12 protein-coding genes are annotated in these 15243 nt (G+C 43.2%); 4 read left to right on the top strand and 8 right to left on the bottom strand.

Translation table 11 applies throughout. From position 1 onward, the window contains the following. Positions 1–72: 72 nt before the first annotated feature. Positions 73–918, top strand: a complete 846-nt coding sequence (locus ACRAD_RS00060; RefSeq protein WP_005023808.1) for an alpha/beta fold hydrolase — start codon at positions 73–75, stop codon at positions 916–918. 52 nt (positions 919–970) lie between these two features. Here ACRAD_RS00060 and erpA read toward each other — a convergent pair whose 3' ends face one another. The 4 genes from erpA to ACRAD_RS00040 all read right to left on the bottom strand — a co-directional run bounded on the left by erpA (position 971) and on the right by ACRAD_RS00040 (position 4777). After that, complete coding sequence (gene erpA / locus ACRAD_RS00055; protein ID WP_005017496.1) at positions 971–1306, bottom strand: iron-sulfur cluster insertion protein ErpA; 336 nt, start codon at positions 1304–1306, stop codon at positions 971–973. A 124-nt stretch (positions 1307–1430) separates the two neighbouring features. After that, the gene (locus ACRAD_RS00050) at positions 1431–2435 is read right to left on the bottom strand and encodes a putative solute-binding protein (protein ID WP_005023811.1); all 1005 of its coding nucleotides are present in this window, start codon (positions 2433–2435) and stop codon (positions 1431–1433) included. Between the two features lie 132 nt (positions 2436–2567). Beyond that, positions 2568–3575 (bottom strand): putative solute-binding protein, encoded by a 1008-nt coding sequence (locus tag ACRAD_RS00045; protein WP_005023813.1) that lies wholly within the window; start codon positions 3573–3575, stop codon positions 2568–2570. Positions 3576–3772: 197 nt separating this feature from the next. Beyond that, positions 3773–4777, bottom strand: coding sequence for a putative solute-binding protein (locus tag ACRAD_RS00040; protein WP_026055428.1), 1005 nt, complete (start codon positions 4775–4777; stop codon positions 3773–3775). A 232-nt stretch (positions 4778–5009) separates the two neighbouring features. Between ACRAD_RS00040 and ACRAD_RS00035 the strand changes: the two genes are divergently transcribed. The 3 genes from ACRAD_RS00035 (at position 5010) to ACRAD_RS00025 (ending at position 8950) form a co-directional block, all read left to right on the top strand. After that, a complete protein-coding gene (locus tag ACRAD_RS00035; protein ID WP_005017509.1) occupies positions 5010–6944 on the top strand; it encodes an ATP-binding cassette domain-containing protein in 1935 nt (644 codons plus the stop codon). 281 nt (positions 6945–7225) lie between these two features. Further along, complete coding sequence (locus ACRAD_RS00030; protein ID WP_005017512.1) at positions 7226–7471, top strand: DUF2171 domain-containing protein; 246 nt, start codon at positions 7226–7228, stop codon at positions 7469–7471. 315 nt (positions 7472–7786) lie between these two features. Continuing rightward, positions 7787–8950 (top strand): zinc-dependent alcohol dehydrogenase, encoded by a 1164-nt coding sequence (locus tag ACRAD_RS00025; protein WP_005017515.1) that lies wholly within the window; start codon positions 7787–7789, stop codon positions 8948–8950. Between the two features lie 54 nt (positions 8951–9004). Here the strand turns inward: ACRAD_RS00025 and gyrB are convergent, their stop codons facing one another. The 4 genes from gyrB to dnaA form a co-directional block, all read right to left on the bottom strand. After that, on the bottom strand, positions 9005–11473 hold the full coding sequence (gene gyrB, locus ACRAD_RS00020) for a DNA topoisomerase (ATP-hydrolyzing) subunit B (RefSeq protein WP_005023820.1): 2469 nt from the start codon (positions 11471–11473) through the stop codon (positions 9005–9007). 24 nt (positions 11474–11497) lie between these two features. After that, positions 11498–12601, bottom strand: coding sequence for a DNA replication/repair protein RecF (gene recF / locus ACRAD_RS00015; protein WP_005023823.1), 1104 nt, complete (start codon positions 12599–12601; stop codon positions 11498–11500). Positions 12602–12616: 15 nt separating this feature from the next. Continuing rightward, positions 12617–13765: a DNA polymerase III subunit beta gene (gene dnaN / locus ACRAD_RS00010; RefSeq protein WP_005023825.1), complete on the bottom strand. Its 1149-nt coding sequence runs from the start codon at positions 13763–13765 to the stop codon at positions 12617–12619. A gap of 95 nt (positions 13766–13860) precedes the next feature. Beyond that, entirely contained in the window at positions 13861–15243 is a 1383-nt protein-coding gene (gene dnaA / locus ACRAD_RS00005; protein WP_005017523.1) for a chromosomal replication initiator protein DnaA, read from the bottom strand.

The raw sequence follows: 15243 nt of genomic DNA, 5'->3' as shown, positions 1-15243 counted from the left end.
AGATACACCGCAGTAATTTTTACTAAAATATATGACTAAACAAAAATTCAAAGTAACAATAAGAGAAAAAAGATGATTGATTTAAGTAAACAGCGCCTTGAGCGTTATCATCGTGGTGAACTGAGCTTTGACCTGATCGATAGCGGTCCGCTAGAAGGTGAAGCTGTGGTACTACTCCATGGCTTTCCCGAAACGGCACAGTGCTGGGATCAGGTCCGGGTTCAGCTCAATGCAGCAGGTTTTCGTACCTTTGCACCGAACCAGCGTGGCTATAGCCTTGATGCACGCCCTGAAGGACGTCAGGCTTATCGGATGCAGGAGTTACTTCAAGATCTGGATCTGCTGATTGACCAGATTAACCAGCCAGTCCATTTGGTTGGCCATGACTGGGGAGCAATTGTGGCATGGGAATACGCTATGCATTACCCTAAAAAATTAAAAAATCTGGTGGTGTTATCTGTACCTCATCCGGGTGCTTTCCTGCGTGCCCTGCTTGCCTCGAACCAGCTATTTAAATCTTATTATATCGGGTTATTTCAGCTGCCTAAATTGCCAGAACTATTATTTGAAAAATTTCCAAAAATAGGACTGGGTTTACTTAAAAATTCAGGGATGACCAAGCAGCAACTGGAAATTTTCAAAACAGAAATGCTGGAACAGGGCCGTTTAAGTTATAGCCTGAACTGGTATCGGGCACTACCTTTCAATGCCCGTTTCCAGCGATTCGATCCGGTCACTGTCCCTACTCTGTTTATCGGCGGTACCCAGGATGTGGCTATTAGTGATGCTGGCGTTAAACTAAACCAGCGTTATGTACAGGCGCCGTACCGTGAAGTCATGTTAGAGGCCAACCACTGGCTTCCTGTGCAGCAAGCTGCTGTAGTCAGCCAGCTTATCCTGGAGCAGATTCAGGCTTAACTACAATGATAAAAAAACCCATCTCAGGATGGGTTTTTTAAACAGTTATCTTCTAGATTGAAAATGAAGATCCGCAACCGCAGGTCGTAGTAGCATTCGGATTCTCAACGATAAAACGTGATCCTTCCAGTCCCTGAATATAATCAACCACTGAACCTACCAAATACTGGTAACTTAGTGAATCTACCAGCATGGTCACATCGCCATTGGTAAATTCAGCATCATCTTCATTCATGCTTTCAGCAAAGTTAAAACCGTAAGAGAATCCTGAGCAGCCGCCTCCTGTTACATAGACACGTAACATTAAATCCTGATTCCCTTCGCTTTCACGGAGTTGGCGCACTTTATTTGCAGCATTATCTGACAACACAAGAGCTGGGGCATTCATACTGGGCGTTCCTCAACAAATTCATCTGCCTTAAAAGGCAAAGGCCATATATTTAAAGTATAACATACTCAATATATGGCCAGCGCCTGAACTTTAAAGTTTATCCTGAGTTATTTTATCAGGTTTATTTATAGTTCTCATCCTGTAGGCTGCATTCAAAATTACTGCGGTCTTCTTTACAGCGGAATTGCCATAACAGTTTCATCATGCGCCTGTCATAAACACCACGTCTGGTCAGGTCGATCCGTGATTCACGCATCAGTTTCTGGTAACCCGGCTTATCTGCCGCTGGTATATTCATCCAGTATTTCTGTGGAATATCCGCTTTCATTTTTCCAAGAATACCAAACGCACGTGGTAACTGGGTTTTAACCCATTCCCGCGATTTTTGTCCATAGCCTGCAGGGAACTTGTCTGGACGAATAATCAGGTTTCCTGTTACCTGCAGAATCGGATAATTAACAATAGCGCCTTTGGTACCGAGACCTTTATGTAATTCCAGCGGTTTAAACACGGCTGCCGGCGCACCGATAATATCGACCTGGCGGTTATTGAACTTGCTGCCAAAATTAGTTACATCGGCACTAACTGCCTGCGCCCCGATTTGCTGAACCATAATCTTCTGGGCTTCATCATAATCAAGAACTGCAATTTTTTTGCCAGCTGCTTTAGCAACTGTATTAATACTACGGTCATTTACCATCAAGAATGCATCGCCGACCGGAATCACTCCTGCAACTTCATATTTACTATTGGTCATATATTTGCCAAAAGTCGGGCTGGCTAAGCCCTGCATGACCTTAACAGCCAACTTAAGGTCCGGAATAGCTCCAATTGCATCCAGGGAACCGGTAAATTTATTAAACTGTCGGCCACGCATACCGGTGACACTAATACCGTCACATTTCCCGGCTTTAAAATCTTCAGCAATCACTGCCTCATTCTGGCCTACACGCAGTTCGATATCTGCTCCCCAGTTTTTAGCAGCAAGCTGATAGTCTTTCATCAAAGCATATACATCGCCATTTTTACCGACCAGATCAAAAACACAAAAAACCTGTTTTGCCTGAGCTGCTTCTGCTGCCATTAATATTCCTGCACCCAGCACAAGTGCTTTAGTCCATTGCATAATTTTATCCTTTTAATTTTATTTTTTCTTATTTTCTGTTTTCTATCCGGCAGCTGAGTACTGACCTTACATGCCTATAAAAATACAGACAAAAAAGCCCGGTTTATAGCCAGGCTTTTTAACTTCCATAATTTATTCGCCTGCCATAGAGCATTCGAAGTTGGCTTTATCGACTGCACAGCGAGCTTTCTTCAATACTGCCATCATATTTTTGTCATAAATACCCTGTCTGGTTAAATCCATACGGCCATCACGTAACATCTTCTGGTATTTAAGCTTGTCTTCAGCACTTAGATTCATTTTATATTTGCCCGGAATACCGGCTTCTAAACGCTGAATCATTGAAAAGCTTTTTGGCAGCTGTTTGGCAAACCAGGTACGTGATTGCTGACCAAAACCAGCCGGGAATTTATCGGCTCGCAAGACCAAGTCAGCGGTTACCTGTAATACCGGGAAATTCATCATTGCGCCACTACTGCCCAGACCTTTATAAATTTCCAAAGGTTTATAGGCATAAGCCGGCGCACCGACCATATCGACCTGGCCATTATTAAATTTGGCCACAAAGTTAGATACATCAGACAGGACTGCCTGTGCTCCAATACGCTGTACCATAATTTTCTGGGCATTGTCATAGCCCAGTACTGCAAACTTCTTACCTGCTGCTTTCTCAACGGAATTAATATTTTTATCACGTACAAAGATATAAGCTGAACCTAAAGGTGATACACCGGCAACTTCATATTTATTGCCACCCAGAGTTGTAGTCATTTTGCCGGCATTACGGGCATCCAGTACATAAGAGATTGCACGTTGGGCCACAGCATTACTTGGCACAGCACCCAAGGCATCAATAGAACCCACGAATTTGTTATACGGACGGGCGCGCATTGAAGTCATAAAAACTGCATCACATTTACCTGCCTTGAAATCACTGTCCGCTACAGCTTCATCCTGACGTGGAACCAGGTTAATATCTGCTTTCCAGGATTTTGCAGCCAATGCCCACTCTTCCATCATTTTGTAGGATTCACCAGATTTACCCAGTAAATCGAAGACACAAACATCTACTTTAGCCTGAGCAGTGCCTGCCAGACCTAAAAGTGCAGTGGTAACAGCAGTCAGTACTATTCTTTTCATTGTTTTCTTCCTTTTTTGAGATTTTATTCTCGAACTTCCCTTACATTGCAAGATATTACCCAGCTTTATTTAAAAAAAATAGAGTATTTGCTCCATTTTTTTAAATTCTGATCTATCTTTGCATTTTTTAAGTAATTAAAATTTTCTATCTACACTTATATTCAGGAAATCAATAGCTAGAAAACTGTCATTTTGTATTATTCGCCCGAAAGTGAACATTCAAAGTTAGTCCGTTCTACTGTGCAGCGCGCCCTTTTTAACACACGCATCATGGTTTCATCATAAATGCCCTGACGGGTCAAATCGATGCGGCCTTCACGTAATAAACGTTGATAAGCAGTACGGTCTTCACTGGACAGCTGAATTCGTAATTTTGCAGGAATGCCTGCTTCAAGGCGTTGTACCATAGCCATGCTGCGAGGCAACTGTTTTAAGAACCATTGACGTGACTTGGCAGCAAAGTCCTGTGGAAATTTATCTGGCCGGATAATTAGGTCTGCAGTAACATTGACTACCGGGAAATTGATCATGGCGCCATTTGGGCCCATACCTTTATAAATTTCCAGAGGCCGGTAAGCATACGCAGGCGCTGCAACAATATCCGCCTGTCCATTATTGAATTTACTGACAAAATTCGAAATTTCCGAGGCCACGGGCTTGGCATTAATACGCTGTACCATGATCCGTTGAGCAGCATCATGCCCAAGAACTGCAAATTTTTTCTTGGCGATTTTTTCAACTGTATTAATATTACGGTCTTTTACAAAAATATAAGCTGCGCCGAGCTGACCGATTCCAGCAACTTCATATACCTGTCCCTCCAGTCTGCCCACCAGACGTTTACTGTTACGCTGATCTAATGCATAGCTGATGGCCTTTTGGGCTATTGCATTACTAGGTACCCCACCTAGGGCATCAATTGAACCGGCAAATTTGTTGAAAGCACGAGCACGAATAGAAGTCATATACACACCATCACAATTTCCAGCTCGAAACTCACGCTCTGCCTGTGCCTCATCTGCTACAATTTTTAGTCCGACATCAGCATTCCAGTTCTTGGAAGCCAGCAGCCAGTCTTCCATCAATTTATAGGACTCGCCAGCTTTGCCCAGCAAATCAAAAATACAGATATCTACTTTGGCCTGGGCTGAATGAGCAAATAAAAAAAGTGAAGCAGCTAACAGAATTTTTCCCTTATTCATCTTATTCATCTTATTCATCCTGAGTCTTATTGTTTAAATGAGGGCTTTATCACTATAAACAGCTTAACTGTACAAAAATAGAGCATTCACTCTAATTTCCGATAAAGTGTTTTTGTGTGGAGTCAAATTATTGGATGAAATTCATATTCTTTTGCAGAGACAGGTGATTTTTTGTTTTTCTTGGCAGATATCCTTTAAAATGGCCTACCTCTGATAATAGATTTGCGTATTCATGATTCAGCTTGACCAACTTTCGATTCGCCGCGGTGGCCGTATACTCTTTAAAAAAGCGAGCATGCAACTGCATCCAGGCTGGAAGATTGGTCTAACCGGAGTTAACGGCGCCGGTAAATCTACTCTGTTTTCGGCATTGCTTGGCAATATGTCGGCCGATGAAGGTTCTCTAAGCCGTCCTGCGGTATGGACAGTTGCTCATATGGCACAGGAAGTCGAAGCACTGGATATGGCAGCACTGGATTTTGTATTATCAGGTGATGAAGAATATTGGGAAATTCAGGCAAAACTGGAACAGTCCGACCAGCTATCTGATCATGATATTGCCCATTTACATGGCCGCTTTGACGAGATTAATGGTTATTCGGCTCCTGCCAAGGCAGCACAGCTTATGGCAGGTCTGGGCTTTTTCGAATATCAGCTAAAACTGGCAGTATCCAGTTTTTCTGGAGGATGGCGTATGCGTCTGAATCTGGCCCGTACCCTGATGAGTCGCTCAGACCTGCTTTTGCTGGATGAACCGACTAACCACTTGGACCTTGATGCCATTTTATGGCTGGAAGACTGGTTAAATGCCTATGAAGGTACTTTGGTCCTAATCTCACACGACCGTGATTTTCTTGATGCTGTCACTGATCATATCCTGCATATTGAAAATCAGGAGCTTACTTTATATACCGGAAATTATTCCACTTTTGAACGGACCCGTAGTGAACGTCTGGCCCAGCAGCAACAGGCTTATGAAAAACAGCTGGAAACCCGCGCACACCTGCAAAAATATATTGACCGTTTTAAGGCACAGGCCACCAAAGCACGTCAGGCACAGAGTCGAATCAAGCAACTGGAGCGAATGCAGGAACTTTCGGCTGCCCATGTCGATACGCCCTTTACGTTCAGTTTTCGTGAACCTAGCAAAATGAGTTCACCCTTACTGACATTAGAACATGCGGATATTGGTTATGGGGAAAAACTGATTACCACTAATATCCAGATTCAGATTACGCCTTCAAGCCGTATTGGTCTGCTGGGAATGAACGGAGCAGGTAAATCTACTCTGATTAAATCACTCGTAGGTGATCTGCCCCTGCTTAAAGGTTTACGTCATCCTTCAGAACTGCTCAATATTGGCTATTTTGCCCAGCACCAGATGGATGCCCTAGATGGTCAGGCCAGCCCTATGCTGCAACTGGCACGAATTGCCGACAAGAAAATCAGTGAGGCCAGCCTGCGCTCTTTTTTAGGTAGCTTTGGTTTTAGTGGCGAACGTATGGATACACCCAGTGAAAGTTTTTCGGGTGGAGAACGGGCCCGCTTGGCTCTGGCCCTGATTGTCTGGCAGCGTCCAAATGTCCTGATCCTTGACGAACCAACCAACCATCTAGACCTGGATATGCGTCACGCATTAACTATGGCTTTACAGGACTTTCAGGGTGCGGTAGTTCTGGTATCACATGAGCGACAGCTGATTGCCAGTGTTTGTGACGAGTTATTACTGGTACATGACGGTCGTATGACCGAGTTTGAAGGAGACCTTCAGGATTATGCTAACTGGCTACGTCAGGCCCGTACACAAATCATGAAACAGGGCCAGCAGCCTGCTGCGCCAATCCAATCTGTAGTTGTTGATGTACCTGCCATTTCCAAAGTTGATAAAGAAGCACAGCGTAAAGAAGCTGCACGCCGTCGTGATATAACTCGCCCGGTCCGCAAGAAAATCGAACAATGCGAAGCCCGTATTGAAAAATTACAGCCGCGTCTTGAGACACTTGAAACCGAACTAGGTGATTCATCGCTCTATGATAATGACCGCAAGAATGACCTGCTTAAACTGATGAATGAACAGACAGAACTCAAGCTCGCCTTAGCCGAGGCAGAAGAACAGCTTCTGGAATTAATGATGGAGCTTGAAGAGCTGGAACAATCATTTCAGTAATCTAATTCTATATAACCTGATTTTAAATAAAATCAGGTTATATTCTTAAAAAATTAATTTTAAAATCATTTTTGCTACAGTTTTATAATAACTTTATATTTTATTAATAAACCTTACATAAGTATTACCTAAAAAGATTTCTTTATTATTTTTAATCCTCTAAATTATTTAAATTAATTATTCATATCTGAATAATACTAGAGATAGAGATTATTCATAAATGTTTTTTATTTTTGAATAATCTAAATGACTTAAACTATATAAGTAAAGGAGAAAGAAGCATGGCAACAGGTATCGATCTCAGTCAAATTACTCAACATGCAGAAGTTTTAGGTTCAGATAACGAACATGTAGGCCGTGTTGACCACCTAGAAGGTGAAGATCAACTAAAACTTATTAAGAATGATGAAGACAGTGATAGAAAACATCATTTAATTCCTCTAACTTGGGTACAGGAAGTCAGCAATAATCAGGTAATTTTAAACCTGACAGCCAATGAAGCAAAACAGCAATGGCAAGCTGTATAATATAATTTAACATTATATTAATAAAAGGATTACTCTATTTAAAGGTAATCCTTTTATTTTATTTAAAAATATTTTTTTAAAATAAAAATAATTAATTTTAAAATGTAAAGAATCATTTCGGTTAATTGCTACTTTAAATCAACATTATTTTACCTAAGCCTTGTATATGTACATTTTTTCAACAGGCTAAATTGTTTTTTTATACATAAGCTTACCTCATGACGCTGCATTATGAATGACAGGTCAGTTTTCTTACTCAACAAAATTTTTACATGATTCTGCTGACTCTAAAAATAAACCAGAGAGGAAATAAGAATGCGCGCTCTTACATATCATGGTGCTCGGGATGTCCGGGTAGAATCTGTTCCTGATCCGATCATTCAAGAACCGGATGACGTTATTTTGCGAGTTACTGCAACTGCAATTTGTGGTTCTGACCTGCATTTATATCGAGGTAAAATTCCGGCCACTAAAGATGGTGACATCTTTGGCCACGAATTTATGGGTGTAGTAGAGGAAGTTGGTCCGGCAGTCACTGAAGTAAAAAAAGGCGACCGGGTAATTATTCCTTTTGTGATTGCCTGTGGTAGCTGCTTCTTTTGTGAACATGATCTGACTGCGGCCTGTGAAAATACAAATACGGGTCGGGGTGCTATCTTAAATAAAAAGCAGATTCCGCCAGGTGCTGCGCTGTTCGGCTATAGCCATTTATATGGTGGAGTTCCAGGTGGGCAAGCTGAATATGTACGTATTCCTAAAGGAAACGTAGGGCCATTTAAAGTACCAGGTTCTTTATCTGATGAAAAAGTTTTATTTTTGACTGATATTTTGCCTACTGCCTGGCAAGCAGTCACCAATGCCAAAATTGGTAAGGGATCAAGTGTTGCAATTTATGGTGCAGGACCGGTAGGCCTGCTCTCGGCCGCCTGTGCACGTATGCTGGGTGCCGAACTTATCTTTATGGTAGACCACCATAATTACCGTCTACAATATGCAAGGGACACCTATGGTGCCATTCCGGTTAATTTTGATGAAGTCGATGCAGCTGAATTTATTATTAGCAATACGCCGGGCTACCGTGGTGTAGATGGGGTAATTGATGCTATCGGTTTTGAAGCCAAGGGCAGCATGCTAGAAACCGTCATGACCAACTTGAAGCTTGAAGGTTCGAGTGGCGCTGCATTACGTCAATGTATTGCAGCTGTACGTCGTGGCGGCGTAGTAAGCGTACCGGGTGTTTATGCAGGACCAATTCATGGCTTCCTGTTCGGTGATGCATTCGATAAAGGCTTAACCTTTAAGATGGGACAAACCCATGTACATAAGTTCCTGCCACAATTACTGGAATTTATTGAAAATGGTGACCTTTCCCCAGAAGTAATTATTACCCACCGTATGAACCTGTCTGAAGCCGCTGAAGGCTATCGTATATTTGATAAACGTGAAGAAGACTGTCGTAAGGTAATCCTTACTCCTTAATAATAAGATATAAAAAAGCGCCTTCTGGCGCTTTTTTATTGAGCAGTGATGAGATTAAGCATCAATATCGGCATTCAATGCATTTTCTTCAATAAATGCACGACGTGGCTCGACATCGTCTCCCATCAGGCAAGAGAACATACGGTCTGCTTCAATTGCATCATCAATAGTCACTTGCAGCATATTACGATTTTCCGGGTCCATCGTGGTTTCCCAGAGCTGCTCGGCATTCATCTCACCCAGACCTTTATAACGCTGAATCATCATGCCACGGCGTGAGTCCTGCAAGATGAACTGCCAGACCTGATGGAAATTACTGACCTGTACACGACGCTCACCTTTTTCAAGATAAGCACCCTCTTCAATCAGGCTGAACCAGCTTCTTGAATTCTTGAGCAGTCGGGCATATTCGGCAGAGCCCAGCAATCCGGCATCAAGCAGATAATGATGTGGCAAGTTATGCACATAAACAGTGATCCGTGGCCAGTAAAGCGCCGAGGACTGACCATCTGCATCAATACGTTCAAATTTTTCAAGACTCAATTCAGGACGTAAGCTAGACTGCATGTCTGCAATACGTGAACGTAACTGTTCACCCCATTGCTGGACATAACTTTCATCATGGTTCTGGTCCATTTTAAAAGCTTCTAGCGCCAAGAGACCATCAAGCAAGGTCGCAGGATAACGCAAGGTTAATCGGTGCAGACTCTTTTGTGAAACCTGGTAATCCTGAATCACCTGAGCCAATGCCTGTCCATTAATTGCTGGCGCATCGACACTGACATGCAGAGACAGATCATCAATTGCATTGGAAATCAGATAGGTTTCCAGAGCATCATTATCTTTAATATACTGTTCCTGCTTGCCTTTTTTCAGTTTATATAAAGGCGGCTGAGCAATATAAATATGACCCCGTTCTACCAGTTCAGGCATTTGACGGAAGAAGAATGTCAACAGTAACGTACGAATATGTGAACCGTCGACATCAGCATCTGTCATGATCACAATCTTATGATAACGCAGCTTGTCCGGATTATATTCCTCACGTCCAATACCACAGCCTAATGCCGTAATCAGTGTACCGACCTCAGCAGAAGAAATCATCCGGTCAAAACGGGCACGCTCTACATTTAGAATTTTACCCTTTAACGGTAAAATCGCCTGCATTTTACGGTTACGGCCCTGCTTGGCAGAACCGCCTGCCGAATCACCCTCGACTAGAAACAGCTCAGACAAGGCGGGATCTTTTTCCTGACAATCAGCCAGTTTTCCAGGTAAGCCGGCAATATCCAGTGCACTTTTACGGCGTGTCATTTCACGGGCTTTACGTGCTGCATCACGGGCACGTGCTGCATCAATAATTTTACCTGCAATAGACTTGGCTGCTGCCGGGTTCTCAAGCAAATATTCAGAGAACGCCTTATTCATCGCCTGTTCGACTGCCGGTTTAACTTCACTGGACACCAATTTTTCTTTGGTTTGCGAAGAAAACTTAGGATCTGGAACTTTAACTGACACAATAGCAGTCAGTCCCTCACGTGCATCATCCCCTGTTACTGCAACTTTTTCTTTCTTAAGAATATTCTCATTCTCAAGATAGCTGTTCAGGCCACGGGTTAGTGCTGCGCGGAAACCAGCCAGATGGGTACCACCATCTTTTTGCGGAATATTATTGGTAAAGCAGCGTACATTTTCCTGATAAGAATCATTCCACTGCAACGCCACTTCAACACCAATTCCATTTTCAGCCTGAGTGGTGAAATGGAAAATTTCATTCAGGTGATTTTTACCTTCATTGATATATTTAACAAATTCGGACAGACCACCTTCATAGTCAAATACATGTTCAAGGTTAATGCGTTCATCGCGCAGAACAATACGGACACCGGCATTTAGAAAGGACAGCTCACGCAGACGGCGTGCCAGAATATCGACATTAAAAATAGTCTGGCTAAAGGTTTCAGCACTCGGCCAGAAACGGACTTTAGTACCTGTACGTTCAGTTTGTCCCACGACACGTAACGGATACTGAGGTACACCGTGCTGGTATTCCTGCTCATGTATCTGTCCTGCACGCTGTACAGTCAGCTCAAGCTTGCTCGACAAAGCATTAACAACCGATACACCTACACCGTGCAGGCCACCAGAGACTTTATAACTGTTATCATCAAACTTGCCGCCCGCATGCAAAATTGTCAGGATTACCTCTGCAGCAGAGACACCCTCTTCCGGATGGATATCGGTTGGAATACCCCGGCCATTGTCAGATACGCTCACAGATTCATCTTCATGAATGGTCACCAGAATTTCATCACAGTGTCCAGCCAGTGCTTCATCAATCGAGTTATCGACCACCTCGAATACCATATGGTGCAGCCCTGTCCCATCGTCTGTATCACCAATATACATACCAGGACGTTTACGCACTGCGTCTAGGCCACGTAATACCTTGATACTAGAGGAATCATAAGCCTTTTCTTGGGTGTGTTCTGTTGGAGAGGCAGATTGAGATTCTGAACTCATGGTTTCTCCCTAGTGTAAAATGGATCAATCCAAAGATGGGTTAAATCGTTGCTGAACGACACTGACTTGACCGTGTTCAACATGGAATAATTGATAGGAAATAGACAGATCATGCAAATGCTGCTGTACCGATTTATGCTCTAGAGTGGTAATAAAAACTTGACTACCAAGTTGGCTCAATCGCTCAATTAAACGTTGTTGTGCGGTTAAATCTAATTCTGCCGTCAGATCATCTAATAATACCACAGTTTCCTTATTGCTCGCATGCAACATTGCAATCTGAGAGAGTTTTAAGGCCATAATTAATAGTTTTTTTTGTCCTCTTGAAAGAATGTTATCCGCATCTCCAAGTGGTGTTTTCAAGCGTAGGTCTGCCCGGTGTGGTCCATACTCGGTATAGCGTCTATCCAGGTCTTTCTGATGATATAACGTCAGGTCCTGATAAAGCCCCTGCTCACTATGAAAACCGGATACATAGTCTAGCTCAATCTCCAGATCAGGTAAAAGCTGGCTTAAATCCTGTTTAAAATAAATCTTCCATTGCTCCATCACCTGTGAACGTTGAGCATGGAGCAATTCACCATAACTGGCCAACATCTTGTTCCATGGATCAAGCTCATCCACACTTAGAGTTTGGCGGGATTTAAGCAGACTGTTACGCTGCTTGAGTGCGCGAGAATAATATTGCCATGTCTGATAAAATTCAGGTTCCACGTGGAACATCAGCCAGTCCAGTAACTGTCGCCGCGGTTTGGCTCCATGGTCAATGATATCCGTACTGAGTGGGTCGATATATTGTAATGCCAGCATTTTAGCAAGCTGACCCTGAGTTGCGACCGTATCGCCATTCACTTTAATTATCTGCTCACCCGAGAGCATTTTTTGCATGCCAATTTTCTCGGTAGCAGACTGTGCAAATACAATCGTGTCTGAAGCACCACTCTGAATGTAGTGTTTGGGAATATAAGTTCGAAAAGAGCGGCCTGTGGCCAGCAAATGAATCGCCTCAAGAATCGAGGTTTTGCCTGAACCATTGGCCCCGTAAAAAACATTAAACGGCTGCAACTCAGAGAGTGCAACCGCTGAAAGGTTCCGGACACGTTCGATATTTAAACGCGTAATATACATAAAATAGCTTTAAGTCTAGACACGCATTGGCATGACAACATAAGTCTGGTCCTGCTGGGCAGGGTCTTGCACCAGCACAGACTGATTGGCTTCAGTCATGGTCATAACAACATCATCGCCATCTAGTACGTTCAGCACTTCAAGCAGATATTGTGCATTAAAAGACATTTCTAGCGGAGAGTTATTATATTGAATAGCCAGATCCTCAATCGCTTCATCCTGCTCCGGGTTGTTGGCTCGAAGCTGTAATGAATCTGCATTAAAATTGAGGAATACACCACGCAATTTTTCATTACTAAGAATCGCCACCCGTTGCAATGACTGTTTAAATACGTCATGCGCGATCTGGACAGTTTTATCACCACCACGTGGAATAACGCGACGATAATCAGGGAATTTCCCGTCAATCAGTTTAGTCGTGAAACGTACTGTAATCTCGCCCTGTTCCTTGTCACGGCTTGGGGTTTGAATTGTAACATTTAACAGTTCACGGCCAATCAGTAACGTAAGCTGTTCATCTTCAATGCTGAGCAGGCGTTGCAGTTCTGCTACTGCCTTACGTGGAACAATTGCCTGTACTGACTGAGAAGCGGTAGAAGATGCCAAGGTTTCACACAATGCCAGACGGTGACCATCGGTAGTTACAGCACGCAATTGAGCTTCATCAATTTCCAGTAATGTGCCGGTTAGATAAAAACGGACATCCTGCACTGCCATTGCAAAAGCAGTTTTTTCAAACAGACGCTTGAGTTCACGCTGGGTAACTTGAACCTGAGTACCCTGACTATTGTCATGATTAAGTAAAGGATAATCTTCAGCAGGTAAGGTTCCCAGTACAAAACGGCTATTTCCAGACTTTAAAATGCAGCGCTGGTCTTCAGTGATTTGTAAATCGATTAAAGCAGCACTTGGTAGTGACTTACAGATATCCATGAGTTTACGTGCCGGCACAGTAGTTTCACCCGGCTGTAAACAGGCTCCCTCACTTAAGCCGGTACTGGCCACCAGCTCAACTTCCAGGTCAGACCCGGTGATTGTCAGAGCCTGCGGACTCGCCTGAATTTTAACGTTTGAAAGAATGTTCAGGGTATGACGACGTTCGACCGCCCCTACCACATGTGATAGAACATTGAGTAAGCTCTCTTTAGCGATTTTCAAACGCACGATTCATTCCTCTAACAACTGAAGACAGATAAAAAAATAATTTTTAGCAGTGTACTATGCGGCAGTTTCAAGCACTTTGCAAGAATCCGGATTGATCAACTCTGCAACAGGCGCAGCAGGTTTTTATAATCCTCATTAAAGATCGGATCTTCAGCACGGAGGCTCTGGACTTTTTCGCAGGCATGCATGACTGTACTATGATCTCGCCCGCCAAAAGCCATGCCAATTTCTGGAAAACTGTCACCAGTTAATTCACGCGCCAAACCCATTGCCAATTGACGAGGACGTGCATAAATTCGGGTTCTTTTAGGCCCGACCAGCTCTTTGAGGGGAATACGAAAATACTCACTCACCACACGCTGAATATTTTCTACACTAATAGTTCGGGCCCTAATCGCCAAAACATCTTTTAAGGATTCTCGTACCACGTCCAGATCAATTGCGGTTCCTTTAAACCGGGAAATAGCGACAACCTTGTTTAACGCGCCTTCAAGTTCACGAACATTGGCAACCACCTGCTGTGCAATAAATAAAGCACAGTTACGGGGCAAATCAATCTCATTGCTTTCAGCTTTTTTCAGCAGGATTTCTATCCGTGTTTCAATGTCTGGTGGCTCGACTCCAACAGATAAGCCCCAGGAAAAACGGGAAACCAAACGTGGATCCAGTTCAGTCAATTCTTTCGGATAGCGGTCTGAAGTTAAAATAATCTGCTTGGATTCATCCAATAAAGCATTAAAGGTATAGAAAAACTCGACCAGACTTGCTTCTTTACCCGCTAAAAGATGAATATCATCGACCAATAATAAATCCAAGGAACGACAATTTTTTTTGAATTCTTCAACCTTGCCACGCTGTAAAGAACTGACAAAATCCTGTACAAAACTTTCCGCAGTCATATACATGACACGTGCATTAGGTTTGGCCTGTAATAGCGCATTACCGACAGCCTGCATCAGATGTGTTTTACCCAAACCGGTAGGTCCATACAGAAATAAGGGATTATGCTGGGATGCACCAAGCTGTGTCAGTACTTTGCGGCACGTTTCTGCTGCCATCTGGTTAGAGCGCCCTTCTACAAAAAGTGCGAAAGTGAAAAGTGGATTTAAAAGACGCTTCTTATTCTGTTTGGCCGGTTCAGCTTCTTTTTCCTTTTTAGGACGCGATACCGGCATAGAAGCCGGGTGCTCTAATGCAGCCGTAGTAGTGGCTGGCTGCTCCGCTGCTGATAAAATAGCGCCGGGCCGGGAATCTACTAAAATCTCAACCTTACGTACACGGCCTTCCGACATTTGTTCAGCCAGAATTGTGATTAATTCTAGATGATGCTCTTGAATATATCTGGTCCAATAAGGATTAGGCGCATATAAACGTAAAGTATCCTCCAGTTCTTCAGCCACCAGAGGACGAATCCACATCGCAAAGATATTATCAGAGAGCTCTTGTCGCAAGCGAGTTAAGCAGTCCGTCCAAAGCAT

Source organism: Acinetobacter radioresistens DSM 6976 = NBRC 102413 = CIP 103788, assembly GCF_006757745.1.
Taxonomy (GTDB): Bacteria; Pseudomonadota; Gammaproteobacteria; order Pseudomonadales; family Moraxellaceae; genus Acinetobacter; species Acinetobacter radioresistens.
The sequence above is the reverse complement of the archived record's forward strand: the minus strand, read 5'-3'. Positions and strand labels throughout refer to the sequence as shown.